The 25,741-nt window shown below is 38.1% G+C and carries 20 protein-coding genes, 1 tRNA gene and 1 pseudogene; 16 read left to right on the top strand and 6 right to left on the bottom strand.

Translation table 11 applies throughout. The features are described 5' to 3' along the window. Positions 1–36: 36 nt before the first annotated feature. Entirely contained in the window at positions 37–891 is an 855-nt protein-coding gene (thiD, locus tag T429_RS0102700) for a bifunctional hydroxymethylpyrimidine kinase/phosphomethylpyrimidine kinase (RefSeq protein WP_005774279.1), read from the top strand. 402 nt (positions 892–1,293) lie between these two features. On the opposite strand, the gene T429_RS0102690 is transcribed toward thiD, so the two are convergent. Both T429_RS0102690 and T429_RS0102685 read right to left on the bottom strand, forming a co-directional pair. Continuing rightward, a complete protein-coding gene (locus tag T429_RS0102690) occupies positions 1,294–2,103 on the bottom strand; it encodes a GNAT family N-acetyltransferase (RefSeq protein WP_005774956.1) in 810 nt (269 codons plus the stop codon). A gap of 612 nt (positions 2,104–2,715) precedes the next feature. Further along, a tRNA-Gly gene (locus T429_RS0102685) sits at positions 2,716–2,790 on the bottom strand. A 192-nt stretch (positions 2,791–2,982) separates the two neighbouring features. On the opposite strand from T429_RS0102685, the gene T429_RS0102680 reads away from it, so the two are divergent. From T429_RS0102680 to T429_RS0102650, 7 genes are all read left to right on the top strand, one after another. Then, complete coding sequence (locus T429_RS0102680) at positions 2,983–3,960, top strand: ABC transporter substrate-binding protein (RefSeq protein ID WP_005774277.1); 978 nt, start codon at positions 2,983–2,985, stop codon at positions 3,958–3,960. A gap of 62 nt (positions 3,961–4,022) precedes the next feature. Then, the gene (locus tag T429_RS0102675) at positions 4,023–4,919 is read left to right on the top strand and encodes an ABC transporter permease (RefSeq protein ID WP_005774275.1); all 897 of its coding nucleotides are present in this window, start codon (positions 4,023–4,025) and stop codon (positions 4,917–4,919) included. Then, positions 4,912–5,706: an ABC transporter ATP-binding protein gene (locus tag T429_RS0102670; RefSeq protein ID WP_005774274.1), complete on the top strand. Its 795-nt coding sequence runs from the start codon at positions 4,912–4,914 to the stop codon at positions 5,704–5,706. Before T429_RS0102675 ends, T429_RS0102670 begins: the two co-directional genes overlap by 8 nt. A 4-nt stretch (positions 5,707–5,710) precedes the next feature. Then, the gene (gene holA / locus T429_RS0102665; RefSeq protein WP_005774273.1) at positions 5,711–6,751 is read left to right on the top strand and encodes a DNA polymerase III subunit delta; all 1,041 of its coding nucleotides are present in this window, start codon (positions 5,711–5,713) and stop codon (positions 6,749–6,751) included. A 654-nt stretch (positions 6,752–7,405) separates the two neighbouring features. Next, positions 7,406–8,338, top strand: coding sequence for a prephenate/arogenate dehydrogenase family protein (locus T429_RS0102660; protein WP_005774272.1), 933 nt, complete (start codon positions 7,406–7,408; stop codon positions 8,336–8,338). A gap of 357 nt (positions 8,339–8,695) precedes the next feature. Beyond that, positions 8,696–9,547: a YihY/virulence factor BrkB family protein gene (locus tag T429_RS0102655; protein WP_005774271.1), complete on the top strand. Its 852-nt coding sequence runs from the start codon at positions 8,696–8,698 to the stop codon at positions 9,545–9,547. A 34-nt stretch (positions 9,548–9,581) separates the two neighbouring features. Further along, positions 9,582–10,058 (top strand): YaiI/YqxD family protein, encoded by a 477-nt coding sequence (locus T429_RS0102650; protein ID WP_005774270.1) that lies wholly within the window; start codon positions 9,582–9,584, stop codon positions 10,056–10,058. Position 10,059: 1 nt separating this feature from the next. Here T429_RS0102650 and T429_RS0102645 read toward each other — a convergent pair whose 3' ends face one another. Then, positions 10,060–10,752: a TlpA family protein disulfide reductase gene (locus tag T429_RS0102645; protein ID WP_005774269.1), complete on the bottom strand. Its 693-nt coding sequence runs from the start codon at positions 10,750–10,752 to the stop codon at positions 10,060–10,062. A 32-nt stretch (positions 10,753–10,784) separates the two neighbouring features. Here T429_RS0102645 and T429_RS10765 point away from each other — a divergent pair. The 5 genes and pseudogenes from T429_RS10765 (at position 10,785) to T429_RS0102600 (ending at position 17,139) form a co-directional block, all read left to right on the top strand. After that, positions 10,785–12,066, top strand: a pseudogene (locus T429_RS10765) (lyase family protein). 74 nt (positions 12,067–12,140) lie between these two features. Continuing rightward, a complete protein-coding gene (gene lptM / locus T429_RS0102615; protein WP_005774264.1) occupies positions 12,141–12,326 on the top strand; it encodes an LPS translocon maturation chaperone LptM in 186 nt (61 codons plus the stop codon). Positions 12,327–12,335: 9 nt separating this feature from the next. Next, on the top strand, positions 12,336–13,610 hold the full coding sequence (gene lysA / locus T429_RS0102610; RefSeq protein ID WP_005774263.1) for a diaminopimelate decarboxylase: 1,275 nt from the start codon (positions 12,336–12,338) through the stop codon (positions 13,608–13,610). Between the two features lie 107 nt (positions 13,611–13,717). Next, positions 13,718–16,144, top strand: a complete 2,427-nt coding sequence (locus T429_RS0102605) for a TIGR02302 family protein (RefSeq protein ID WP_005774262.1) — start codon at positions 13,718–13,720, stop codon at positions 16,142–16,144. Positions 16,145–16,368: 224 nt separating this feature from the next. Beyond that, positions 16,369–17,139: a class I SAM-dependent methyltransferase gene (locus T429_RS0102600; RefSeq protein WP_005774261.1), complete on the top strand. Its 771-nt coding sequence runs from the start codon at positions 16,369–16,371 to the stop codon at positions 17,137–17,139. A 714-nt stretch (positions 17,140–17,853) separates the two neighbouring features. Here T429_RS0102600 and T429_RS0102590 read toward each other — a convergent pair. From T429_RS0102590 to tsaD, 3 genes are all read right to left on the bottom strand, one after another. Continuing rightward, positions 17,854–18,534 (bottom strand): response regulator transcription factor, encoded by a 681-nt coding sequence (locus tag T429_RS0102590; protein WP_005774260.1) that lies wholly within the window; start codon positions 18,532–18,534, stop codon positions 17,854–17,856. A 624-nt stretch (positions 18,535–19,158) separates the two neighbouring features. Further along, the gene (locus T429_RS0102585; RefSeq protein WP_005774259.1) at positions 19,159–19,587 is read right to left on the bottom strand and encodes an EVE domain-containing protein; all 429 of its coding nucleotides are present in this window, start codon (positions 19,585–19,587) and stop codon (positions 19,159–19,161) included. 529 nt (positions 19,588–20,116) lie between these two features. Next, on the bottom strand, positions 20,117–21,211 hold the full coding sequence (gene tsaD, locus T429_RS0102580) for a tRNA (adenosine(37)-N6)-threonylcarbamoyltransferase complex transferase subunit TsaD (protein WP_005774258.1): 1,095 nt from the start codon (positions 21,209–21,211) through the stop codon (positions 20,117–20,119). Positions 21,212–21,597: 386 nt separating this feature from the next. On the opposite strand from tsaD, the gene T429_RS0102575 reads away from it, so the two are divergent. The 3 genes from T429_RS0102575 to T429_RS0102565 all read left to right on the top strand — a co-directional run bounded on the left by T429_RS0102575 (position 21,598) and on the right by T429_RS0102565 (position 25,382). Then, positions 21,598–22,911: a COG4223 family protein gene (locus T429_RS0102575; protein WP_005774257.1), complete on the top strand. Its 1,314-nt coding sequence runs from the start codon at positions 21,598–21,600 to the stop codon at positions 22,909–22,911. 12 nt (positions 22,912–22,923) lie between these two features. Next, entirely contained in the window at positions 22,924–24,486 is a 1,563-nt protein-coding gene (locus T429_RS0102570; protein ID WP_005774255.1) for a heme biosynthesis protein HemY, read from the top strand. 149 nt (positions 24,487–24,635) lie between these two features. After that, positions 24,636–25,382 (top strand): glutamine amidotransferase, encoded by a 747-nt coding sequence (locus T429_RS0102565; protein WP_005774254.1) that lies wholly within the window; start codon positions 24,636–24,638, stop codon positions 25,380–25,382. Positions 25,383–25,741: the final 359 nt, after the last annotated feature.

Genomic DNA, 25,741 nt, shown 5'->3' with positions numbered 1-25,741 from the left:
ATTTTCTGATATTTAAAAACAGAAGGAAAGAGGTTGATGGAATTACAAAAAGATAAACTTTTTATTCCACGGATTTTATCTATTGCGGGAACAGATCCTTCTGGTGGTGCTGGAATGCAGGCGGATTTGAAGGTTTTTTCAGCTATGAAAACTTATGGTATGAGTGTGGTTACAGCTGTTGTTGCACAAAATACTCAGGGCGTGCGTGCTTTTCAGGCATTAGAGGCTTCTTTTGTTGCTGATCAAATTGATTCTGTTTTTGAGGATATCCACGTTGATGCCGTTAAAATTGGTATGGTTGCAAATGCTCAAATTGCACAGGCTATTGCAGAACGTCTTGCTTATCATAAAGCGCGTTTCATTGTTTTTGATCCGGTTATGGTGGCAAAAAGTGGTGATGTTCTTTTAAAGTCTGATGCCATTGAAATTATGCGTGATGTTCTTGTGCCGATGTCAACTTTGATCACGCCAAATTTGCCTGAAGCTGCACTGTTATTGGGATGTGATGTACAATGGTCTTTAGAGGCTATGTATCAATATGCTCCACGACTTTTGGCGCTAGGATGTCATGCCGTTTTGTTAAAAGGCGGACATTTGAATACGCTTACCAAAAATAGTACAGAAAATTACGATTGTTCTAGTCCAGATCTTTATTGTGATCGTGAAAATTTGGTTATGCTTGAAGCTTCTCGTCTTTCAACCACACATGATCATGGGACAGGGTGTACCATTTCTGCTGCCATCGCAGCTTTATTACCTACACAACCTTTGGATTGTGCTGTTAAACAAGCAAAAGATTATTTACATGGAGCGTTATCTGCCTCAAATGCTTTGCAAGTTGGGAAAGGACGAGGTCCACTTCACCATTTTTATGCATTGTGGAAAAATTGATACAACAATTGAAGGTGAAAAATCTCCACTCTATGAATTTGTTTCGTCATTATATGCCATTTGGGATTGATCACGGATAACTGTTAAGACATTATAGCTTAACAGTTGTTTTGTATTTAAGAAAAATGAGAGAGAAAAAAGTTATAATTTGTTGCTTTTATATATGTTTTTACGATTAATATATCGCCTTGTAAAAAGCAATTTTAAATGTAAAAAAGAAAGCGAGAGACTCCTATAACTCAAGAGTTGATGGCAAAAAAGGTAGAGGGAAAGACTTTTTACAAGACGATATTAAAGATCGTTGATCCTATCATATTCACTGTTGTATTGATTGGTGGGTTATATTTGAGTTCTGCTGAAAATAATAGATACTCTTCATTGATGAGAAAAAAGAGTCCGTCGCTAAATAACCATGTGTTTATTGGAATAAACTTTAAATTCACCAAAGTTTATAAAATCCAATTTTTTATAAATGCTCATTCCCTCATGAGATGCTTGCATCCCAATAACATGACAATTCTTTCTTTTTAAATGCTGAATGGTAATTTTTGTCATGAATGTCCCAATACCTTTTTTCTGAAAATCTGGATGGGTAACAATATCATATACGCCACCAATGCCATCCGCTTTCATACAAAAGCATATGGCTACAGGATTGTTATTGATATAACTAATGAACAGATCTACATTAGGATCTTTTTTATAACAGCCTCCTATCGTTTCATAAAATATGACCGCCTCTTTATCAAAAGGCTCGAAGACGGATGCCATAACATTTCCGTAATTTCTAAAATCTTGAAGTGATTCAACTTCCTTGGTTTTGAAGTTATCTGGCTGAGACGCAATATGTGAATCTATATCTTGCGCTAAAGCCACCATTCCTATCTCTGTTTCAACATGCTTTAAACCAATAGATAAGAGAACTTCATCAACGTTGTAATGAGATGAATGAGGTCCAACCCACCAAGCCAAAGGAAGTTTCTGTGCATTGAAAGAATCGATTATGGACTTTGCTGGGCTTACAGGTACCGTTTCTTGTAAATTTTTAGCAGAGATAATGTTGAATGTGTCTGAAGAAAATGTTGAATGAACAGAAGATACGCCATTTGAAAAATCAATAACCTGCATTTGGGGACATAATTTTGGTAAAAAACAGACCTTTGAACAAAAATTATTTTCTAATGATAAGTTAATTTTTGTTTTGTTTAACATTTGTTTTTCTTGCCATTTCTCATTGATCTTTTAATGTTGAGGGTTGTAAAAAATTCCTTAGCTCAAAAGCAACCTTAAATTCTTTTGCATAAGCTTTTATAATCTAAACGGTTGCAAAAAAAAATCCGCTGCCAATATTAAAAAAATTACCCTTGAGATGGTAAGAGACAGTGAAAAATATTGTTAGAAAAAATGCCTTTGGATAAAATACTTCTGAAAAAGCCAAAGTATTGTTACCAAACAGCGTCATAAACCAATGGAAATTGTCTCAAGTTTATTTTACACGAGGGACCTAGAAAATTACAGTGATTTCCTAAAGAAATGCTGCTTAAATCACTTTCATATAAGTAATGGCTATTTTTTCTGAGCTAAAAATGATTATTCGATGATCGAGAAGCAAAATCCGATAGATGCTTTACAAGAAGTTACGAATCTTAAAAAAACTTCGAAAGATCTATGAAACTTTTTTAGAGAAGCCTTTAAAAATGATTTGAAAAAAGGAATCGATATAAAATCTGAGTGTTAAAATATATAAATAAAATCTGCTAGCAACCTACGATTATGGCGCTACGGAACAATAAATAAATTAAAATCCAATAATCAAAACTCAAATGGAGCGGGCGATGGGATTCGAACCCACGACCCCAACCTTGGCAAGGTTGTGCTCTACCCCTGAGCTACACCCGCTCACCGATTCGATATATACTTTGCTTGTATGGCGTAGCCTTTTATGAATTGCAACAAAAAAATATCATCTCAGTTTGATTTATTTTGTCTATGTTTCGATAAAATGAAATAAAGATTGATTTTAGAAGATTTTTCAGTAATAAATTGTTCCTTTTTTAATTTTTGCATGGAGAGGGGTGGAGTATAATGTTAATGTTGAAGAGAATAAATATATTAGGGATTGTCATCGCAGCTGTTTTTATGATGAATACTGTTGCAAAAGCCGATGATCAAGTTAAGCACGTTAAAGTTGCTTTAACACAAATTATGATCCATCCTGCGGCGGATGCTGTTCGTAAAGGGGTGGAAGATGTTCTTGCAGAAAATGGCTATAAGCAAGGTGAAAATTTTCAACTGACTTTTTTATCGGCACAGGGCAATATTTCAACAGCAACGCAAATTGCACGTAAATTTGTTGGTGATAAACCCGATGTTATTGTAGCGATTACCACACCTTCAGCACAAACAATGCTTGCAGCAACAAAAACAATTCCTATCGTTTTTGCAGCGATTTCTGATCCTATTGGAGCTAAAATCGTTTCTTCGCTGACCAAACCTGGTGGTAATATGACGGGGAGTTCTGATCGTATCGATGTTGCTGAAAGTGTTAAACTTTTGCAAGAAGTAAAACCAGATTTAAAAAAAATTGGTTATCTTTATAATGCCTCTGAAGCAAATTCTGTTTCAACCCTTAAGACGTTAAAGGATGTGGCAAAAAAAGCTGGAATTGAAATCATTCCTTCATCGGCACCAAAACCTTCTGATGTTCAGGCAGCAACACGCGCTTTAATCGGGAAGGTCGATGTTATTTTTATTCCCGCTGATAATACGATTCTGTCTGTTTTAGAAGGAGCCATAAAGGTCACGCAAGAAGCCAATATGCCTGTGTTTACTGTTGATGCGAATACGATAGGACGTGGTCCTTTTATGACGCAAGGTGTGAATTTCTACGATGTTGGAGTTGATGCTGGGAAGTTGGTTGTGCGTATTCTAAAGGGTGAAAAGCCTGGTGATATTGATGTTGTGCAGGCCGCTAATAATGACATTCGAATTGATCTGAAAGCAGCAAAAAAGGCAGGAATTATTATCCCGCAGGCCGTTATTGACCGCGCAACAAAAGTGATTCAATAACTTTTGTTGAGAGAGTGTTGATACAATAAAGTACGTTACGTTTTCATGGGGATTTTCTTTACATGAATATATTTGCCTTTTCTGGCGCGGTGGAATTAGGTCTTATTTATGCGTTTGTAGCTATAGGGGTTTATCTCTCATTTCGCGTTTTGGACTTTCCGGATTTAACGGTTGATGGCTCGTTTCTTCTCGGGTCCTGTGTCTGTGGCGTCTTGATTCTTTTAGGTTTTAATGCATGGACAGCTATGGCATGTGCTTTTTGTGCGGGTATGGTAGCAGGTTTGGTAACAGCTCTGTTGAATTTGCGTTTTGGCATTTTGAATCTGTTGGCTTCCATTTTAACAATGTCAGCACTTTATACGGTTAACCTTCGTATTATGGGAATTATGGGAGGGTCCAATGTTAATTTGGCGCTTGCTGATACAGCCTTAACACCCTTTTATAATTTGTTTGGGTTGTCTGATATCTTTGTGCGTCCTCTTTTCGTTGGGATTGTATTGCTTGTTGTAGCGTTTTTGATTTGGCGTTTTTTAGAAAGTGAAATAGGTCTTGCTATGCGTGCAATGGGCGCTAATCCACGCATGGCGACGGCGCAAGGGGTTCATACATCTGCATTGATTTATTTTGGTATGGGGCTTTCCAATGCCTGTGTTGCACTTGGTGGTTCTCTTTATATTCAAACTGCAATTGCAACGGATATTACCGGTGGAATTGGTACAATTGTTTTTGGGTTGGCCGCCGTGATTATTGGCGAAACGCTCTTTCGTACGCGCAATATTTTTTGGATTATAATCAGCTGTATTGTGGGGTCTGTGCTTTATCGTGTGGCGGTGCAATTTGCTTTTGAAGCCAATGGAATTGGTATTGATACCTCGACAGATCTTCAGTTGATTACGTCACTGTTGGTTGTGTTAACTCTTATTGTGCCACGCTATTGGAGGAGGCGTAAACGTGATTGAGCTTTTTCATGTTGGGGTCACATTTAAACCGCAAACGCCTTTGGAAAAACAGGCTTTAATTGATATTAACCTCAAAATTGATCAGGGTAGCTTTGTTACGGTTATCGGTTCAAATGGTGCGGGTAAATCAACGTTGCTCAGTGTTTTGGCAGGCGAAACACTTCCCTCGACAGGAAAAGTGGTTATCAATGGACAAAATGTTTCTAGGCAATCAGTCAGTGAACGTGCTGGAAAGGTGGCATGTGTTTTTCAAGATTCGTTAAAGGGAAGTTGTGGTTCTTTAACAATTGAAGAAAATTTGGCTCTTGCTGCTCTTCGAGGAAATCGTCGTAGTTTGCGTTCAGCTTTAAACCATGAAAAAAGGCAATTTTTTCGAGATAAAATTGCTCAATTAGGAATTGGTCTTGAAGCTTATATTCAAAATCCTATGGACAGTTTATCTGGTGGACAACGCCAAGCCGTTTGTCTTGTGATGGCAACGTTAGCTCATGCAGATGTTTTATTACTGGATGAACATACCTCAGCACTGGATCCTGGGATGGCTGATTTTGTGATGCGGTTGACAGAAAAAATCGTTGAAGAGAAAAAATTAACGACTATTATGGTGACCCATTCTATGCGTCAGGCTCTTGATTATGGAGATCGCACACTGATGTTGCATGGTGGAAAAGTGATTTTGGATGTCTGTCATGAAGAGCGTAAGGGCTTGAATGTTAATGATTTAATTCACATGTTTCAGAAAGTTCGCGGGGAAGTTCTTGATAACGATGAACTATTAATGGATTAATGGGTTGGCTCAGAAAAAAGCACATGAGGTTGATCAATTTCTAACGCGTTTCTCACGTGCTTTTCCTATTGTTCTCATTTATGGTCCAGATCGTGGTCTTATTTGTGAACGTGCCCAACGTTTTGCTAAACTTACAAAGGTCGCAATAGAAGATCCATTTTCGACAATTCGTTTGGATGCTGCTGAAATTGATAAAGATCCTGCACGTTTGGAAAATGAAGCGCGGACTTTATCGCTTTTTGGGGGAGACCGTTTAATATGGATCTCTAATGCTGCTAACCAAAAAGGTTTTCTTACAGCCTTGAAGCTTTTAATTGAGAAACCACCAGAGAAAAGTTTTATTCTCATTGAGGCAGGGGATTTGAAAAAAGGCACAGGGTTGCGCAATGCTGTTGAGACGGCGGCAAATGCAATGGCTTTGCCCTGTTTTGCCGATGATATGCGCTCTCTTGACGGTTTGATTGATGAGGTTTTAGGACAGTTTAAGAAGACCCTTTCTTTGGATGCACGGAGATGGTTGCATGAAAGTTTAGGAGTTGATCGTCTTGTATCACGAGGTGAATTAGAAAAGCTTTGTCTTTATGCTTCAAATGTTCATATTACTCTTGAAGATGTAAAAGCGGTTGTAAGTGATGTCAGTGCTTTTTCTCAAGATGAAGTCATTGATGCTCTTTTATTGGGTGATATATCAAGCTTTGAAGCGCATTTTAATCGACATGCAGCATTGCAGGGGGCACTTTTTTTTATTTTAAATACAGCACAAAGACATTTTCAGCAATTACAGCTCTTGCGTTATCAGGTGGAGGTTGAAGGAAAATCGCCTTTTACAGTGGTTTCTCAAGCGCGTCCTCCTATTTTTTTTCAACGGAAAAAAATTGTTGAACAAGCTTTAAAATATTGGAATTTAGAACAAATTTCTTACGCGATGGAAAAAATTCAGAGGGCTGTTTTAGAAAGCCGTAAAAATCCGCTTTTGGGTGAAGCCATCATTCGTCAAGCTTTGTTAGGACTCACAATTATTGCACGACGCCAAATGGCCGCTTAACATATTTAAAAATATGATAATTTTTTATTTTGAGTATAGCACTAGGGCATTTTCAGCAATTACAGCTCTTGTTTTATCAGATAGAGGTTGAGGGAAAATCGCCTTTTACAGTGGTTTCTCAAGCGCGTCCTCCCATTTTTTTCAATGGAAAAAAATTGTTGAACAAGCTTTAAAATATTGGAACTTAGAACAGATTTCTTACGCAATGAAAAAATTCAGACTGCTTTTTAGATAGTCGTAAAAAGGCATATGGAGAAGAATTTCTTATTGTAAGGTGCAAAAGACATGATTTTGATTAAACTCAACATAAGAAGACTTAAAATGAAATAATTCTGCGATATTTAAGGGATCTCTTTCAATATAATAAATAATGGCATTATCTTTATGAATCAATGCGTTGTATGATCGTAAGCAATGAAGTGAGAATTTTAAGTTTGGTGTTACATTTTTCGTCACGTATGTTTTGCATTTTCTGGTTCAAATGATCTGTTGTCAGTTTGCGCAGGTGATAATGGGTAAACTGCGTTATTCTCTTTATTCTCTAGTTGTAGTTTTTTAATATTTTGCGCATAACTCATTAAGATGAACAAACAGAAAATTATGTTTTTACAACTGTCTTTGTTGCTGTTTGCAAAGAATCTTTAAAGGTGAAAGATGCCCCCTATTCAATTTGAAAAAATAGCGCTCATTGGGATTGGTCTGATTGGATCTTCTTTAGCAAGAGTAATTAAAAAGAAAAATCTTTCAGCTCAGATTTCTATTGCAACACGTCGTCAAGAAACACTGGAAAGAGCGCGTGAATTGGAACTTGGAGATTTTTATACAACGGATAATGCAAAGGCTGTTGAAGGTGCTGATCTCGTTATTATTTCTGTTCCTGTTGGAGCGAGTGCAGAGGTGGCAAAAAACATTCATAATCATTTAAAGTCAGGGGCGATTGTGAGTGATGTTGGTTCTACAAAAGAATTGGTTATTACAGAAATGGCACCTTTATTGCCAAAAACGGTTCATTTTATTCCGGGACATCCTATTGCTGGAACGGAATATTCAGGTCCGGATGCTGGTTTTGCTGATTTATTTATGAATCGCTGGTGTATTTTAACGCCTTTTGCGGATAGTGATGCGGTGGCTGTTGCACGATTGACAGCGTTTTGGGAAGCGTGTGGGGCGCGTGTCGAAAAGATGGAGCCGAAGCATCATGATCTTGTTTTAGCGATTGTTTCGCATTTGCCGCATTTGATTGCTTATAATACTGTTGGGACAGCGAGTGATCTAGAAAAAGTAACCAATTCAGAAGTGATTGCTTATTCTGCTTCTGGTTTTCGTGATTTTACGCGTTTGGCATCTTCTGATCCCGTTATGTGGCGGGATATTTGTTTGCATAATAAAGAGGCTATTTTAGAAATGTTGAGCCGTTTTAGTGAAGGACTTTCTTTTTTAGAACGGGCAATTCGTATAGGTGATGGTGAAACACTGTTTAATTTTTTTATGCGCACGCGTGCTGTGCGCCGTAAGATCATTGCGGCAGGACAGGAAATTGATGCTCCTGATTTTGGACGTCATAATATTTCTAAAGAGGGCGTGTAAAATAAGCGATTTTTGAATTTTGTGCTGTTGTTTTGCTTATTCTTATCATGTTTCTTAGGCTATCTGTTCTTTTAAATTGTTCGTTGTAATGAAGATACAGCGCTGTACTTAGTCCTTTGGACAACAATGAGGGGTATCCGCCTGTAATGAAGGGTGACTCTTGTGTAAAATAAAACGCCCTAAACAGAAGACATTGAATTGGTAAAATTTGTTGGCTTCTCAGTTTTTGGATAGGGTGAGGCTTGACCACATAGATTATTGCCCTTTATACTAAAAAATGTTTGTTTTTAAAGTCTTGATGGTTTTTATAAAGCATGAGATAACTGAAAAAAGGATATTACCAGAAAGTATTGAGATTTGTTAAGAAATATCTTTTGGTATAGCTATCGTGTTTTTGGTGACGCAATAAGTCATTATTGGCGTGATAATGGGAGTGCTTTTGCAAGCCATGTTGCGCTGTCGGGTCTTTTAGCATTTTTCCCTTTTTTTATTTTTGGAACATCTTTTGCTCGTTTTCTCGGGGCTTTTACTTATACACCGCAAAAAATTAAAGCGTTGGTACAGTTATTGCCTGATGTCATTGCCGAGCCTTTATCTCAGGAAATTGTCAATGTTTTAACCCTTCATCAAGGAGGTGTGTTGACGCTTTCTGTTATTGGAGCGGCTTATTTTGCTTCTAATGGAATAGAGGCTTTGCGTACGGCTTTGAATAAAGCTTACCGTGTGACGGATCAACGGAGTTTGTTATTTTGTCGTTTTCAAAGTTTGTTTTTTGTGATTCTTGGCGCTTTTGGTCTTGTTGTGATGAGCTTTTTATTGATTTTAGCGCCTTTGTTGATCAAAATTATGCAAAATCATTCTTTTTTTATGACTGAATATATTGGGATCATTCGTTTATGGCGTTATACAATTGCTGTCGTTATTTTGTTTATGAGTCTTTTAATTGTTCATAAATGGCTTCCAGCAGGGCAGCGGAAATTCATAGATATTTTACCAGGAATCGTGGTGACAATGTTTGTATGGTTTATGGCTTCTCTTGCTTTTGCGCAATATTTAACGATGTTTGATTATATTTCAACCTATGCGGGGTTAGCATCTATTATGGTTGCCATTATCTTTCTTTATATATTAAGTGCAATTTTTATTTTGGGGGGTGAAATAAACGCTGCAATCATGTTTTATCGCAATTATTGGCAATCGCCTCGATGAATGAAAAAATTGTAGATCCTATGAAAGCCAAAAGATGGGGAAAGAAATAAGACCAGCCATTACTTTATTGGTTGATGCGGATGCTTGTCCTGTAAAAGCTGAAATTTATCGTGTTATGAATCGTTATCAGCTTAAAACATTTATTGTCGCAAACCGTTTTCTTTCTCTTCCCCAAGAAGAACTCATTGAAAGAATCATTGTTTCTGATGGGCTTGATAGGGCTGATGATTGGATTGTCGATCATGTGCATGAGGCGAGTATCGTTATTACCAGTGATATCCTTTTAGCTGCAAGGGTTGTAAGGTCTGGGGGGCTTTGTCTTTCGCCAACGGGGCGTATTTTTGATGCCAATTCAATCGGTCAAGCTTTAGTCATGCGCAATTTGATGGAAAATTTACGAGAGCAGGGGCATATCACAGGAGGACCACGTCCTTTTTGTGGTAAAGATCGTTCTGCTTTTTTGTCAGCATTGGATTTGACAATCCAACGTTTAAAAAGACGCGGTTATTAGATTATTGTGCTTCTTTTATGAAAGCTTTGATAAGTGCTTTGGCTTCATCATTGGCCCATGGCGCTGCCCCATTATAGGAAGCAATGAGATAACCCTTTTTATCAATGACAAATGTGATGGGCAGTCCTAAAGCAAGACCTTGTTTTCTCATGTCATTGAAGATACTCATGGTTTCATCGCGATAGTAGACTAAATTATCAGCATGAATATCTTGTAAAAATTGCTGAATTTTTTCTACAGAAGCGGCTTTATCGATATTAATCGCTATGACATCAAAGTTTTCTCCACCCAATTCGCGTTTTAATTGCGCAAGTTCCGGCATTTCTGTACGACAGGGTACGCACCAGATAGCCCATAGATTGATGAGTAACAGTTTTCCGTTAAATTCAGCGAATGTGTGGTCTTTTCCTTGAATATCCTTAAAAGAGAAGGTATTCATATCTAAGGGTGTATCCATAAATCGCATGTGAGCAAAAAAGCCTGTGGCGGCTTTTTGGATTGTCATCATTCTTTTGTCTTGTCTTTTTTCGGTCTTTTCTTTTGAAAGAGTATTGGCAAAAAAATAGACCGCCTTGTCATGATAATTTTTTATTGCGTATAAACTGACACCAACCAAAATAATAAAAAAAGATGCGATAAAGATTATCTTCTTTTTGTTTTTCTTCTTTTGGCTATTAACACTTTGAGGAATCATGATTTTATCCTTTTTATGGGTGTTTTTTTAATATGATCGATGAGAAGGTAAAGAACCAAATGTATGTGTGGTGGCTTATCGTAAAACTTGCTGTAGTTATGGAAGAAATTAACACCTTAATTGATATCGATCAAAAACTCTATCGGCAATATATTAAAGGTTCGCTCTCTCTTGCTGCGATATTAGCGCAAACAAAAATTATTTTACAGTCTGGTTGTGAAAAAATTTCTTATAGTTTAGAAATTATTTTCAAAGAAATTAAAGAAGGTACATTTGTTTTTTCACGAACACTTGAAGATATCTCATATGAATATTAAAGCGTGATTAAGCGTGTTGATTGGTCGTGGTGCTGGGCGTTTGCATATGGCACTTTTATGCAATGATCAAATGGTTGTTGATTTTTGATTGTGTGTGCATGAAGCAGTGCAGAAAATAGCACAAGCCCTAAAGGCATTTATAAAGCAATTGCTCACTCTTGCAGAAAAACATGTTAAAACCTTTATGCCAAGCTTTACGTATTTATAATTGGTTCAACTCGTAATACGGGGTCATTAGAGGATGGCATATGTGGAAATGTTTGGTTGCGATTTATCGTGGATGACTGATGCTTTTGAACGAATGAATGAATCGACTTTGGGGGCTGTGGTTTTGGCAGGATCGTGTTTTTGACCGTAGCTTTATATCGAAACTTTTAAATGCTGGTGTTCATTGTGCAATACATCTTTCGCGTTTAGCAGAAAAAATTATTCTTTGGTTAAGTGAACAGTTTTGTTTTATTCGTTTGTCAGATATTTTTTCACCGTGTTCATCGATGATGCCAAAAAAGAGTAAACTTGTTGCAGCAAAGCTGGTAAGGGCAAAAACAGGTTGATTGAATGGTGCGCTTATGGGATTGTTAACGGTGATAAAAGGATTACCGTTTGCTTATTTAAAGGATATGCAAGAAGATAAAGAATATGTGTTTAATGGGGCTTTGAGTTTGGACTTATCATTGACAGCGATGAAAGGGATGATCGCTGATTTGGAAGTGAATAAGAAAGCCATGAAATAAGCAGTGAATTTAGGGTATGTAACAACTACAGATTTTGCTGATTGTCTTGTTTGGGAATTAGGGATTCCTTTTCATAAGGCACATCATATGGGAGAGTGTGTTCTAGCATTGGTAAAAAAAACAGTATCGCCTTCAGGATTTATCATTAGATGAATTATCAATGCGACGCTTTTTGATGTTGTGACCATTGAAAAGTCTGTTGAAAATCGTAAAAGCTTTTGGGGGCGGCATCTTCAAAAGTTCTTTGGCAAATTGCCTATTGAAAAAAGCGTCTTGTGAACACTTGAATGATTGTGCTTTAAAGGTAAAAAGAGATCGAGATGAAGAAAGAGGGTAGATGAAAATTATAGTAAAGGGGTTGGTGATTGTCCTTTTGGGGGGCTTGGGTGTCGTTGTCGCTGGGTGTGGGCGTAAAGGGTCATTAGAGATGCCTCCTGCCAGTGTGGAAAAGTCTGTGAAGGGGCCATCTGCTGCTAAAAGTGAAGATGATCAACCTTTTATTCTTGATCGTTTGATAAAGTAGGAGGAGAATATGAATTTTTTCCCCTACCATCAAGGTAGGCTTTATGCTGAAGGGTGTTCGCTTGCTGCTCTTGCCCAAGAGGTGGAGACGCCTTTTTATTGTTATTCGGCTAATGCATTGATCACACGTTTTAAGGACTATCAAAAGGCATTTCAAGGGATGCCCAGTTTGATTGCTTATGCGGTTAAAGCCAATTCTAATCAAGCAATTTTACGGCTTTTAGCGGCAAATGGGGCGGGCGCTGATGTGGTCTCAGAAGGTGAATTACGGCGCGCCCTTGCTGTTGGTATTCCGGCACATCGTATTGTTTATTCTGGGGTTGGTAAAACCGTGAGAGAAATAGATTTTGCTCTTTCTCAGAATATTTATTGTTTTAATGTTGAATCAGAACCGGAACTTGAACAATTGTCGCAACGTGCTGTTGCTTTGTCAAAGACAGCACGTGTTTCATTGCGCATTAATCCAGATGTTGACGCAAAGACTCATAAGAAAATTACAACAGGAAAATCTGAAAATAAGTTTGGTATTCCATTGGTGTTGGCAAGAGAAGCTTACAAAAAAGCTGCCTCTTTACCTGGATTGCAGATTTGCGGTATTGATATGCATATTGGCAGTCAGATTTGTGATTTAAAGCCATTTGAGGAGGCATTCCTTCTTATTGCAAATTGTGTGCGTCAATTGTGGAGTGATGGTTATGCAATAACGCATATCGATATTGGTGGTGGGCTTGGTATTGCCTATGGTTGTGAACAACATACTGTACCCTCTCCTTTTAATTATGCCGAGCTGGTAAAGAAGCATATTGCTCCTTTAGGGATTAATATTGTGGTGGAGCCGGGACGCAGTATTGTAGGTCAGGCTGGTGTGTTGGTAACCTCTGTTCTCTATTTAAAAAAGGGACAAGGACGCAATTTTGTTATTGTGGATGCAGCGATGAATGATCTGATGCGACCAACGCTTTATGATGCTTGGCAGAATGTCGTCCTTGTGAAACAAGCAGCAAAAGGTGCTCCTCTTATTCGTGCAGATATTGTGGGCTCCGTTTGTGAGACTGGTGATTATTTAGCATTAGATCGCTGTTTACCGATTTTGGCACCCGGTGATCTTGTGGCAATTACGCAGGCTGGGGCTTATGGTGCTGTGATGGCAAGTACTTATAATAGTCGACTTTTGATCCCTGAAGTTCTCGTGCAAGATACGCGTTATGCGGTTATTCGTCCACGCCTTGATTATGCGCAATTGATGGGATGTGATCGTATTCCTGATTGGATTGAGCATTCTTAAATGTTTCTGGTCTTATTTTTACTAAACTTTGATGAAACAATTTATTTTCTGGAAATTGTCTTATATGATCTTAATACATCACGGTAAAAGGGGAAAAATGCTTGTTTATGAAAAATAAAAACATCAAGAGCTTTGCAATAAAGCTTTTGTGTGTACGCATTTTGATGTGGGGGATCCTTTTATTTGAACGGGTATGGATACGGTTGTTGCCATTTCTCCTTGTTCTTAGTCTCTTTTGTTCGCTTAGCTGGTTGGGGATTTTTGGCGTTTTAGGCTATTGGTTCCATTGGCTCTTACTTGGGGTGCTGCTTGTTTGTGCTGGAGCGAGTTTATTTTTTCTTATTGGTTTTCGGTTTCCCACCATGCGGGAAGTGGATCATCGTCTTGAACGGGTTAATGATCTTAAACACCAGCCTTTGAATATTCAGACAGATCATGTATGTTCTGAAAATGAAGAAGATTTTGGTGGTGTTATTTGGCGTGAGCATCAACGCCGAATGGCGGGACAATTATACCATTTAAAAACTGGATTTATCTCTCTTAATAGTGCGGCTTATGATCCTTTGGCTTTGAGGGCTTTGTGTGTTCTCCTTTTTGTGTGTGCCTTTAGTTTTTCTTTTGGTTCACGTGGGGGGCGCTTGGCTGATGCTTTTGATTTTCGTCCTGTTGTTGATGAAAAATTCATACGGATTGATGCTTGGGTAACACCACCTGCCTATACTGGTGTGGCACCGATTTATTTGACAAAAGATGAAAAGACACAACTGGAAATTCCTGAAGGGAGTGATGTGGTTGTGCGTGTTGTTAATGGGGCTGGTGTTACAGTCAAAGCAAAAACTGTAGAAGATGGGCAGAAAGTTTTGTTTTCAGAGAAAACGGAACAAACAGCTTTCAATGAACCAATTGTTCATTTTGAAACCCATTTAGAGCATTCAATGAATTTGTTTATCTCATCACGTCGTAAAAAACAGCAGTGGCATTTACAGGTGATGAAGGATAAGCAACCAACAATTGATTGGCTGGAAAAACCAGGGCGGATTTTAACGGGGTCGTTAGAGTTGCGGTATGTGTTGGATGATGATTATGGTGTGACAAAGGCTTTTGTTAAAATAGAGCCTCTTTTTCAGAATAAAAGTGCTTCTTCTCTTTATCATGCACCAGAAATAAAGCTTCTTCTTCCACGGAGTGGAAAAGGTAAAATGCGGACAGTGCACGATGTCTCAGCGCATCCATGGGCGGGTTCACAAGTCAAAATTACTTTGGTGGCAGAAGATGGTGCAGGGCAAAAAGGGCATAGCAAAACTTTTGTTATGATATTACCACAGCGTGTTTTCTCAAATCCTGTTGCGCGTGCCGTCAGTGAATTGCGTCGTTTAATTGCTCTTGATACTTCTGCGAGAGAGCATGTATTGGATATGCTCTCTGCTTTGCTGGTGCGTCCAGAAAAGGGGCTTCAAAATGCAACGCATTTTCTCGTTCTACAAAGTGCGTGGACAAGGCTTTCTTTGGCTCAAACAGAAGAGGATTTGCGCGGTGTGGTGGATTATTTATGGCAGATTGCTTTAGGTCTTGAAGGCAATCAGCTTGAATCTGCGCAAAAAAATTTAAAACAAGCACAAGCTGCTTTACGCGATGCACTGCGATATGGTGCTCCAGCGGCAGAAATTGAACGGCTTATGGCAGATTTACGTCAAGCTATGGATGCGTATATTCAAGCTTTGGCTGAAAAAACACCAGATGGTCAAGTTTCTAAAAATTCTAAAAGCTCAAAAAGTCCTAATCTTTCTGAAAATACATTACAAGAAAAGCTGAATCTCATTGAAGAAATGGCTAAAACAGGCTCTTCTTTAGCAGCAGAACAGCTCTTGGCGGAAATTGAACAGACGCTTGACCACTTGCATGTGCAAAAAGGCAATCATAATGAAGGAGAAAACAATCAATCTGCACAAATGAAAGAAAAGATGGACAAACTTGGTGATTTAATGCGTCGTCAGCAAGAAATTCTCAATGAAACACATCAGTTAGAGATGAAACAAAAACGTGGGGAAAATGTACCGGAAAAACAAAAAAAATCTTTGAAAAAACGTCAGACTGAATTGCAGTCTGAATTATCAACATTAGAAAAAGAATTATCAGAACAGGGATTTGAAACAGGTGATGCATTGAAAAAAGCAGAAGAAGAAATGAATTCTGCAGGAGATGCTCTTGATCATGGAAATCATCAGGCATCTATACAAAATCAGTCTGATGCTTTGGAATCTTTGCGACAAGGTGCCCAAAGTGTTTTGAAAAAAATGCGTGAAATCCTCAAAGAAACGGGAAATGATCAAAACGCTGATTCTGGTTCCAAAGATCCGTTAGGACGCCCACTTTTTCCAAAAACAGACGAAGGACAAAAAGGTGAGGCACTCCCACAAGAAAGTGATCAAATGCGTACGCGGCAAATTTTAGATGAAATTCGCAAACGTTTGGGCAAGGAACATATTCCAGAAGCAGACAAAAACTATCTTGAAAGGTTGCTTCATTTTAATTAACAAATTGTTGGCTTTTTTCTTAATTGATGTCAGAAACAACGTATGAGAAACCTCTATGGCGTTCATCTCAAAAGAAAATGATTAAAGCGCTTATAGTGCAATAATCATCTATTGTACGGCTTTTGGGGATCATTTAAGTTTAAAATGTGAAATATTAAAATGTTCGCTATTGCGGAGAAAGCGTGGAAGTCCATATAGGTTGAGTAGATAAAAATTGTAATATTTTGAAATTTATTTCTACATGGTATGTTGAGTTGGATATCGTTACACTGAAAGATTTTTATGCTTCTGCACTTGGACTACGTGTACAAAAGACACTGTGTGACCAATTGAACTTATGGTGGCCCGATCTTGCGGATAAACGGGTTATGGGCTTGGGGTATACCCTTCCTTATCTTTCTGCATTGCGTGAACGTACTCAACAATGTTTTGCTTTTATGCCAGCAAGACAAGGTGCTTCATCTTGGCCTTGTGTTGAGCAAGTTGCTACAGCGCTTGTTTTTGAAGAAGATTTACCGCTTTCTGATGCATCGGTTGATTGTATTTTATTGGTCCATGCCTTAGAATATACAGAGAATTCATTTGAGACGTTGAATGAAATATGGCGTGTTTTAGCCCCCAATGGTCATTTAATTGTCATTGTTCCTAATCGTTCTGGCTTTTGGGCGCGCAATACGTCTACGCCCTTTGGTTACGGTGAACCCTATACTCGGCAACAAATTACGCGTTTGTTTGAAAAAACAAATTTTGTTTCTGGGGCAATACAAGAAATTGTTCATTATATGCCTTCTACAGGTTATGTTTCGCGATTTTTCTCATTTTTTTATGAGCCCTTTGCACGCCATCTTTTTCCCTATTTTGGTGGCCTCCTAATGTGTCAGGCGCAAAAACGTATCTATCAGGGATTACTCGTACAACCTCGTCAGTCGCGACGTGTTTTTATTCCTGCTTTATCCCCACAGACAAGAAATATTTTGGTTTATAAGGATCATTAATCATTTTGCTATTGGCATAAGAACCACAAATATATGAGGCTTTTACTTATTGCAAATTTTCTGCATATCGAATCAAAAAAGAATTATTTGTTTGTACACAAGCGGGTGGGCTATGTAGGTTAAAATTATATAAGAAAGAACATGCTTCTTATGAGCTTTATGGACTGTCTCAAGGATTATAGGGCTGTCACAACATTTTAAAAAAAGCTCAAATGTGTGATGGTGTTCGCTTACTTATAATGAATTATCCTGTCTTTTAAGAGGAGATAAGTAAGGGTATGGAAAAAAATATAAAAATTATCTCTCAATGTAGGTGCATAAATGTAAGGTAAAGCAGTGAGGGAGAGCAGTATCTTCAAAAAATAATTATAAATATCAATATGCTAAAGAAGATGCTTATGATAAAAAATGTTGCTAAAAGAGAGTACGATTGTTTTTATGAAAAAATATTAAAATTTTTATAGAAAGCAAAAGCATATGAAGCAGAAGTTGCCAAGTGTATCGTAAGGTTGAAAAGTATTTCTGTTGCGGGCTCTCATGTTGGAATATTTTCAGAATAGTTTTTTGTATTTTGTCATAAAAGTTGCTGATAGATGAAAACTTTATATGCTACCACCCAAATTACATGTGAGCATTTTTTCATTTCGTTGTTGTCTTAATGCAAAGGAAGCAACTGAAGATACTAAAATTATTTTTGAAACAATCCATATCAAATTAGAGGTTTAAACGATACCCATTTTGATCGGTCATGAGAATTTGTGCATTGGAGGGATCATTTTCGATTTTTTGTCGTAAACGATAGATATGGGTTTCCAAAGTATGGGTGATAACGTTTTCATTATAACCCCAAACTTGTTCTAACAATGTTTCACGGCTGACAATTTTATCGTTAGCATAATAGAGGAATTTGAGAATCGCAGCTTCTTTTTCTGTGAGATAGATTTTATTGTTGCATGGATCAAGAAGGAGCTTTTGTCTTGGTTTAAAAGTATAGGGGCCAATATGGATGGTTGTGTCTTCATTTTGTTCATATTGGCGCAACTGTGCTCGAATTCGCGCTAATAACACCGCAAAGCGAAAGGGTTTTGTCACATAATCATTGGCCCCTGTTTCAAGATCTAAGATGGTCTCGCAGTCTGTATCATCATTTGTTATCATGATAATGGGCGCACGAAATCCTTGGGTGCGTAATTGTTTAACCATTTTGCGACCATCCAGATCAGGAAGTTCAAGTCCCAAAATAACAAGATCAATATTTTCTTCTTGGATTACTTTCATTCCCCCTTCAGCTGTTTTTGCTTGGAAAATTTCAAACTCTTGATGCATTTGCAATTGTTCTACCAAAATGGGACGTAGATCATCATCTTCAATGATTAAAAGAGTATGGTGCTTCATATTTTTCCTTATAGGCATGTTAAGGCACTGATTGATAAAGAGTAGTTTCATGAAAAATGAGCTTTCATGCAAGAAAAATTAAAAGAGGAAAGTTAAAAAAGAGAGTCTCTAAAAAATGAACCTTTTATGATTTCTATGGTTTCGTGCTAAAAAGAAGATGCATCTTTCGTGTGCAGAATATTTATACATGGTCTAGAAGCGTTTTTTATACTTTGGGGTTGTGTTTTTGCCATGGAGAGCCGCCATCTTTATACTTATAGAAAAAAAGCCGGCGTCATCATATATTTGAGTTTACTCCCAATGTTGCTTACCCTTGGTGTTTGAGATTCTTCATAAGAAACATGTTCTTTATCTACGTTTAGTTTTTTCATCACATTTGTATGTGGAGGGAGCGGTTTAGTGCTCGTGGTGTTGTCCACTATAATTGTTGAGTATTCTGAAAAGATGCATCATAAAGAGGGTGTTGGTGCAATTTGGGGAGAGTTGTATTGAGACAGGGCGCAGAATAAAAAATAACAAGAAACATTAGCATGAGAAAACGTAAGGGATATGTTATACTTGTCCTTCAGTGCTATAAAGTACTTTTCCATATGAGTTAATGAATAAAAAATTATTATTTTAAGATCAAAGCATTTCCTTCTTAAGGTTGCCCATCAAACACACTTCTTTCCATTCATCTTCTGTTACGGGTTGTACTGATAAGCGGCTGGCATTGACCAGCACCATATTGGTTAGTTTGGGATTGGCTTTAATTTGTTTTAATGAAACAGGTGTTGGCATGTCATAAAGTGCGCGGATATCCACACATTCCCAGCGTGGATCAGAAGTTGTAGAATCGGGGTGTGCTTCAGCACATATTTCTACAATGCCTACAATTTCTAAACCTTTATTTGAGTGATAAAAAAAACCTTTATCACCACATTTCATGGCGCGCATATTATTACGGGCTTGATAATTGCGGACACCATCCCATTGTTCGCCATCCGCTCCTTTTTTCTTTTGCATCTCCCATGACCATTTATGGGGTTCAGATTTAAAAAGCCAATAAGCCATGCGTTCACCTTTTTCATAGACTGTTATGTATTTTTATAAGCATATTGGTAAAATCATCAATGATGATTTTTAAAATGGCGTAAAGAACGAGCATTCTCTGTTTTTCGGCTACGGTTTAAAACGCGCTTACTGTGGAAGTATTGCGTTGGAAAAAGTTTAGCAAAAGAAAATTGGTTCTAAAAAGTGGCAACAATGGTCTTGAAACAAATGGGTGATCAAAGATGAAGAGGGTACAAGAATGGCTTCATATTATGCTGCGGTAGGGGGTAAGGTGTGTCTTATGATGCCGTAAAATACTGTCATGTAAAATGTGGTGATATAAGACAGTTTCTTTGAAACATGAAGTGTTTTTAGAATATGCGATGAATATTTAAGTTCGCGTATCAAGCTTTGGATTAAGTGAATCGTGTAAAATAAGAAGCAGATGAAAGCGTTTGCAGGTGGAAAATCGATTCAATAACTATCTAGATTACAAACCGGATTGAGTGAAAATCTTTGTTCTTTAAAAGGGTGAGGGAAAGCCATTTTCTTATGCTTTTGTTCCACGGCGTCCCGTCCCGATTAAGGGGGAGGCTTTTTCATCTAAGGGCCAGCGTGAGCGAGGGGCGATATCAAGCGAGCTTGTTTCTCCACGTGCGAGCTTTTGTGCACCGGCAAAAGCAATCATGGCTGCATTATCCGTACACAAGGAAAGAGGAGGTGCGATAAATTCGAAACCATGTTGGTGAGCAAGCTCTTGCAATGTCAAGCGAAGTGCTTGGTTTGCGGCAACCCCGCCTGCAACAACTAGAGCAGGGGAATGCTTTTCTTGATTATGAGAAAAAGGGTATTGGTTGGTAAAGTGTTGTAGAGCCAATTGAACGCGATCACGCACCGTATCAGTCACAGCGGCTTGAAAACTTGCTGCAATGTCAGCAACATCATTTTCTGTAAGAGGCGCTATGGCTGTTGCGGCTTGTCGAACAGCCGTTTTGAGGCCTGAAAAAGAAAAATCTAACCGTTTTTCACCTTTTAAAGGTCGTGGAAGAGGGATGCGATTTTTATCACCCAATAAAGCTGCTTTTTCAAGTGCTGGTCCACCAGGATAAGGAAGACCTAAAAGTTTTGCTGTTTTATCAAAGGCTTCTCCTAATGCATCATCAATGGTGGTTCCTAAACGCTGATAGTTGCCTACTCCATGAACAAGGATTGTTTGTGTATGCCCGCCCGAAACTAAAAGTAATAAATAAGGAAATTTGACATTGTGCGTTAATACAGCTGTTAAAGCATGTCCCTCTAAGTGATTTACGGCAATAAATGGTTTTCCAGTAGCAAGAGAGAGTGCCTTTGCGCTCATAACACCTACCAATAGCCCCCCTATCAAGCCTGGTCCACTGGTAGCTGCAATGCCATCAATATCTTTTAATTTTATGTTTGCTTCTGTGAGGGCTTGCAGAATTAAATGATCAAGAATTTCAACATGGGCACGCGCGGCAATTTCAGGAACAACACCGCCGTAAGGTGCATGATGATCAATTTGACTCCAAACAATATTGGAAAGAATTCGGCTGTTTGATTCATTGTTGTATTCAATGACAGCCGCTGCCGTTTCATCACAACTTGTTTCTATGCCCAACAGACGCATTTTAAACAAAACCTTATTTTGAAGTTTCTTTTCCACGTGCGTATCATGAACAGAAAAAGATGCAAAGTATTTCTCTTAAAAATTGATTTTTCTATGAAAAAATGAGTTTGTTTGGCACTTTTTTGAATTTTATGGCATTGTTGATCAAAAAATGAAGCTGTATTTTTGAGTATAAAATGCAGATGTGTTTTTAAAAACTTGTCTATTAAAGTTTATCATTGTAAATATTCTTGAGGAAAATGCGTTTTAGAAATTTTCTATAAAGCTCTACTCTTTATGAAAAGTGTGTAAAGTAAACAAGGATATTTGAGAAAAGCTTCATTTTTAAAACTTTTTTCATCTTATTATTTTATCATTAAAAGAAGTGTGCACAAAAAGTAACAAAAATGGTCGATTCTTCAAAACCAAAAGTTAAATCACATTATGCTGGTACGCGTCGTAAGAAGCCAGTCATTGAACATGAAGCTGTTTCCCATGATTCAGAGGAAAAAATACAAAATTCTGTAGAAGCTCATATCCAAGAAAAACAGAATATGCAAAATCAGGATCAAAGTACTTCTCGTACAACTTGGCTTTTGTTGCTCCTTTCAGGGGTTTTAGGGGGACTCATTGCTTTGGGAATTTTTGTGGGGCTTCAATGGGTGGGTTTGTTTTCTTCTCCTTTTGTGAAAAATTCTGCTGAAGGGGAAAAAGTTTTGCAGATTGCTGAAGCTGCAAAAGACACAAGTGAAGAAACAAGAGAACAATTGGAGCAGGTCCTTCAGGAGATCGATGCATTAAAAACAGCATTTTCTTCTGAGAAAAATTCCGTTGGAGGGGAAAAAGTTTTGCAGATTGCTGAAGCTGCAAAAGACACAAGTGAAGAAACAAGAGAACAATTGGAGCAGGTCCTTCAGGAGATCGATGCGTTAAAAACAGCATTTTCTTCTTTTTCATCACAACAGTTTCAAACAATCAAAAACGATGAACTCTTGCAAAAAGAAAGAAGAAAAGCTTTTGCGATTTTAGAGGAAAAAGTAAAAGCTCTTGAAGAGGCTGTACAAAATTTTGTTGGAGAGTCAAAAGAGATAGAAATGGCTTTGTCTATCGGGCAGAGCAATGCACATGATCTTGCTTCTTTAAAAAAACAGTTGGAAGCACTACAGCAAGAAATTATTGTTAAAAATAATGAAAAAAAAGAAATAAATACAGCACTTTTTACAGCAATAAGCTCGTTAAAAAATGCTGTAGAGCGGGGTGGATCTTATAATAATGAATTAAAGCTGTTAGAGCAATTATCGCCCTCTATTGATGGACTTGATCTGTTGCAAAAGACAGCTACTGTAGGTCTTCCAAGTTCAGCACAACTTTCAGTTGATTTTGCGCGTGTTGCTGATGCAATTGTTGGTACAGAAAATATTGTTACGTCAGATGCTGGTTTTTTTGATCGAATTTTAGCGTGGATAAAAGGGCTTGTTGTTTCGCGACCCATTGGAAATGTTGAAGGGATGACGCTTGGGGCTATTACAGCACGCATGGAAGTTGCCATTCAAGCGGGTGATTATGAAAAGGCTTTGAGCGAATGGCAGACATTACCTCAAAACGCAAAAGATGTTTCAAAGGGTTTTGTTCGGCAGCTTGAAAGACATATTGCTGTTCAACAATTGCTGCAGCAATTGTTGTTGTCTGTGCAACAAGGGTCTTTTAAGGCAACAAAGTAAAATAGGCTCCAGATGATACGTGTTTTTATTTATACTTTTGTTGTTTGTATCCTTGGGTTAGCTTTCGGGTGGGTTGCTAATCACAATGGTGTTTTTGTCCTCACATTTTTAAATTTCAGATTTTCTGCTTCATTGCTTACAGTATTAAGTGTGCTTACTTTGCTTTTTGTAGCACTGGTGCTTTTGTGGTGGTTATTCTCTTTCTTTTTTTCCATACCGAGTGCGCTTTCCAATTATTTTTATAAACGTCATCGAAGGCGCGGTTATGAAGCTCTCTCGAAGGGAATTCTCGCAGCTTTTGCTGGTGATGGTATGGTTGCGCAAAGAATGGAAACACAGGTTGCTAAATATCTTGCGGGAAAACAAGAGCCATTGGTGAAACTCTTACAAGCGCAAACTTTGTCTTTACAAAATAACTCTGTTCGCGCCATCAGTCTTTTTGAGGAAATGAGAAAGGAAGATTCAACAAAAATAGTTGGACTTTACGGTTTGTTTCGTGAAGCGATGAAGAGTAAAGCTTATGAGGCAGCGCAACAATATGCAGAAGAGGCGCTGTCTTTATCGCCAGCACTTGTATGGGCGCATCAGGCGGTGCTTGATCGGTTGGGTGCTGAGGGTAAATGGGATCGAGCACTTACTGTTTTTGAAAGAGCACAAAAAGCTCTTCCGCGTTCTGAGCGCGCGACTCCAGAGCGACAGCATATACAGGTTTTACTGTTAAGTGGGCAGGCTCTTCATCTGTTTGATACACATCCAGCACAAGCACGTGAAGCCATTTTGAAAGCTCATAAATTGGCGCCTGATTTTGTTCCAATAACAATTATAGCTGCTGATATTCTCTATAAATTAAACGAAACGCGTAAAGCGGATAAAATGATTATAACCGCTTGGCAGAAAGAACCTCATCCTGATTTGGGAACCCTTTATCTTGAAAAAGAAGAAGGAGCTGTTGGGCGGTTAAAAAGGGCTAAGATACTTGCTTCTTATAATAAAGATGCATTTGAGTCGGTTTTTCTTATTGCCAAAGCTGCTTTGGATGCTGGTGAAACAACATTAGCAAGAGAGCAGGCACAAAAAGCATTGCAGTATCATCCACGGGAAAGTGTTTATTTATTATTGGCAGATATTGAAGAAGCACAGGGAAACAATCAAGGTGCTGTGCGGCAATGGCTTTCCTTAGCTCTTCGTGCTGAACGTGATCCAGTATGGATGTGTGAGGGGTCTATTTTTTCTTCTTGGTCAGCTGTTTCTCCAATCAGTGGACGGTTGGGTTGCTTTGAATGGAAAGCGCCTCCCCGTGTACCTTCTCTTACATTAGAGGCGGTCAATATTGTGCCAAAAAAACAAGATAGAGAGGACATTGTGGAAAAAACTGAAGGGGTTGAAGATAAGAAGCTTGAGAAATCAACACCTATAGACGATTCTTTTTTGCATAATATGCAGGTGGAAAAACAAGATATAAAAGAACAAGATGCAAAAACGTTTAGCCAAATTCATTTAAACGTTGATGATCCAGGGGTTAAAACAGAAGAAGAGGACACGTCTTTATCGAGGAAAAAATTTCGTTTATTTTAAATTGCATCAACACGGTAATTTGAGGGTTTTCTCAGAAAAAACAATGAATGTAGAAGAAAAAAATTTATCGTCAATCTTGTCCAATAAAATTATTCTCTTATGCTTTAAAAATGAAGTTTTTCTCGGTTGCAGAGGTGATTGATTAAAAAATGTTTTTAAATCAGAGATGTCTTGATAAAAAGCAAAAAAATAGCAAACCAAGGATTGCTGTCGTTATTCATCGGCGGTCTACTTATACTGGTCGTTTGGGAAAATTTTTACAACAAAATGGTTTTGTTCTTGATGTTTATCGTCCTATTTTTGGACAAAAACTCCCTGATACATTAGAACATTATGCCGGTGTTGTTATTTTAGGGGGACCGATGAGTGTGAATGACAGCGAAGCCTATATTGGTGAGGAAATTGATTGGATTTCATTATCGCTAAAGGAAAATAAACCTTTTTTGGGTATTTGTCTGGGAGCACAAATGTTAGCGCGAAACTTAGGGGCGCGTGTTGGTACAAGAAGTGATGGGACTGTTGAAGTGGGCTGGTATCCACTTGAAGTGACCCCACAAGGAAAGGAATTGATGAATTGGCCGGAAATGGTCTACCATTTTCATGATGAAGGTATTTATGATTTACCAAAAGAGGCAAAGCTTTTGGCAACAGGGCATACATATCCTACGCAAGCTTTCTGTTATGGAAAAAATGCATGGGGCTTGCAATTTCATGCTGAATTTACACGCGCTATGATGCGGCGTTTGTTGGTACGTTCAGCCCATAAATTGACCGAAAAAGGTGCTCAACCTGCTTGTGCACATTTAAAAGGGCGTTTAATCTATGATCAAGCTTTAAGCCAATGGTTTGAAGGTGCATTACGGCAGATCTTTTGTGCACCGCCCGTACTGATGTGAGTCTGTACTTTTATTCTTAATGGGGGAACGACCTTCACGTAAAATAAAACGTCATTTGGTTGCATCATTATAGGCTTGTTTTAAAGAGACATCTCTCAAAGCGCACTCAAGCACATTTCACAGCGCCGACCGTGAATAGTATAATGATAATAAAGCTCCCATGGAATAATATAAAATACATAGAGCAGCGCCATTTTTATGTTTGTGAAGGGGGGCAGTCGGTAGCTATCACAACTTTGTCCCGCCCCCAATATTGTGACATCCCTTGGCATTTCTCGACGATTCATGAAAAGGTATTTTTATCCTTTCTTGTACCGTTTTTACCTCTACGTCAGCTTCGCTTTTGACGTGTAAGAAAA

The sequence above is a fragment of the Bartonella elizabethae F9251 = ATCC 49927 genome (assembly GCF_000518165.1).
Lineage (GTDB): Bacteria > Pseudomonadota > Alphaproteobacteria > Rhizobiales > Rhizobiaceae > Bartonella > Bartonella elizabethae.
This window is presented reverse-complemented; position numbering and strand designations above follow the sequence as displayed.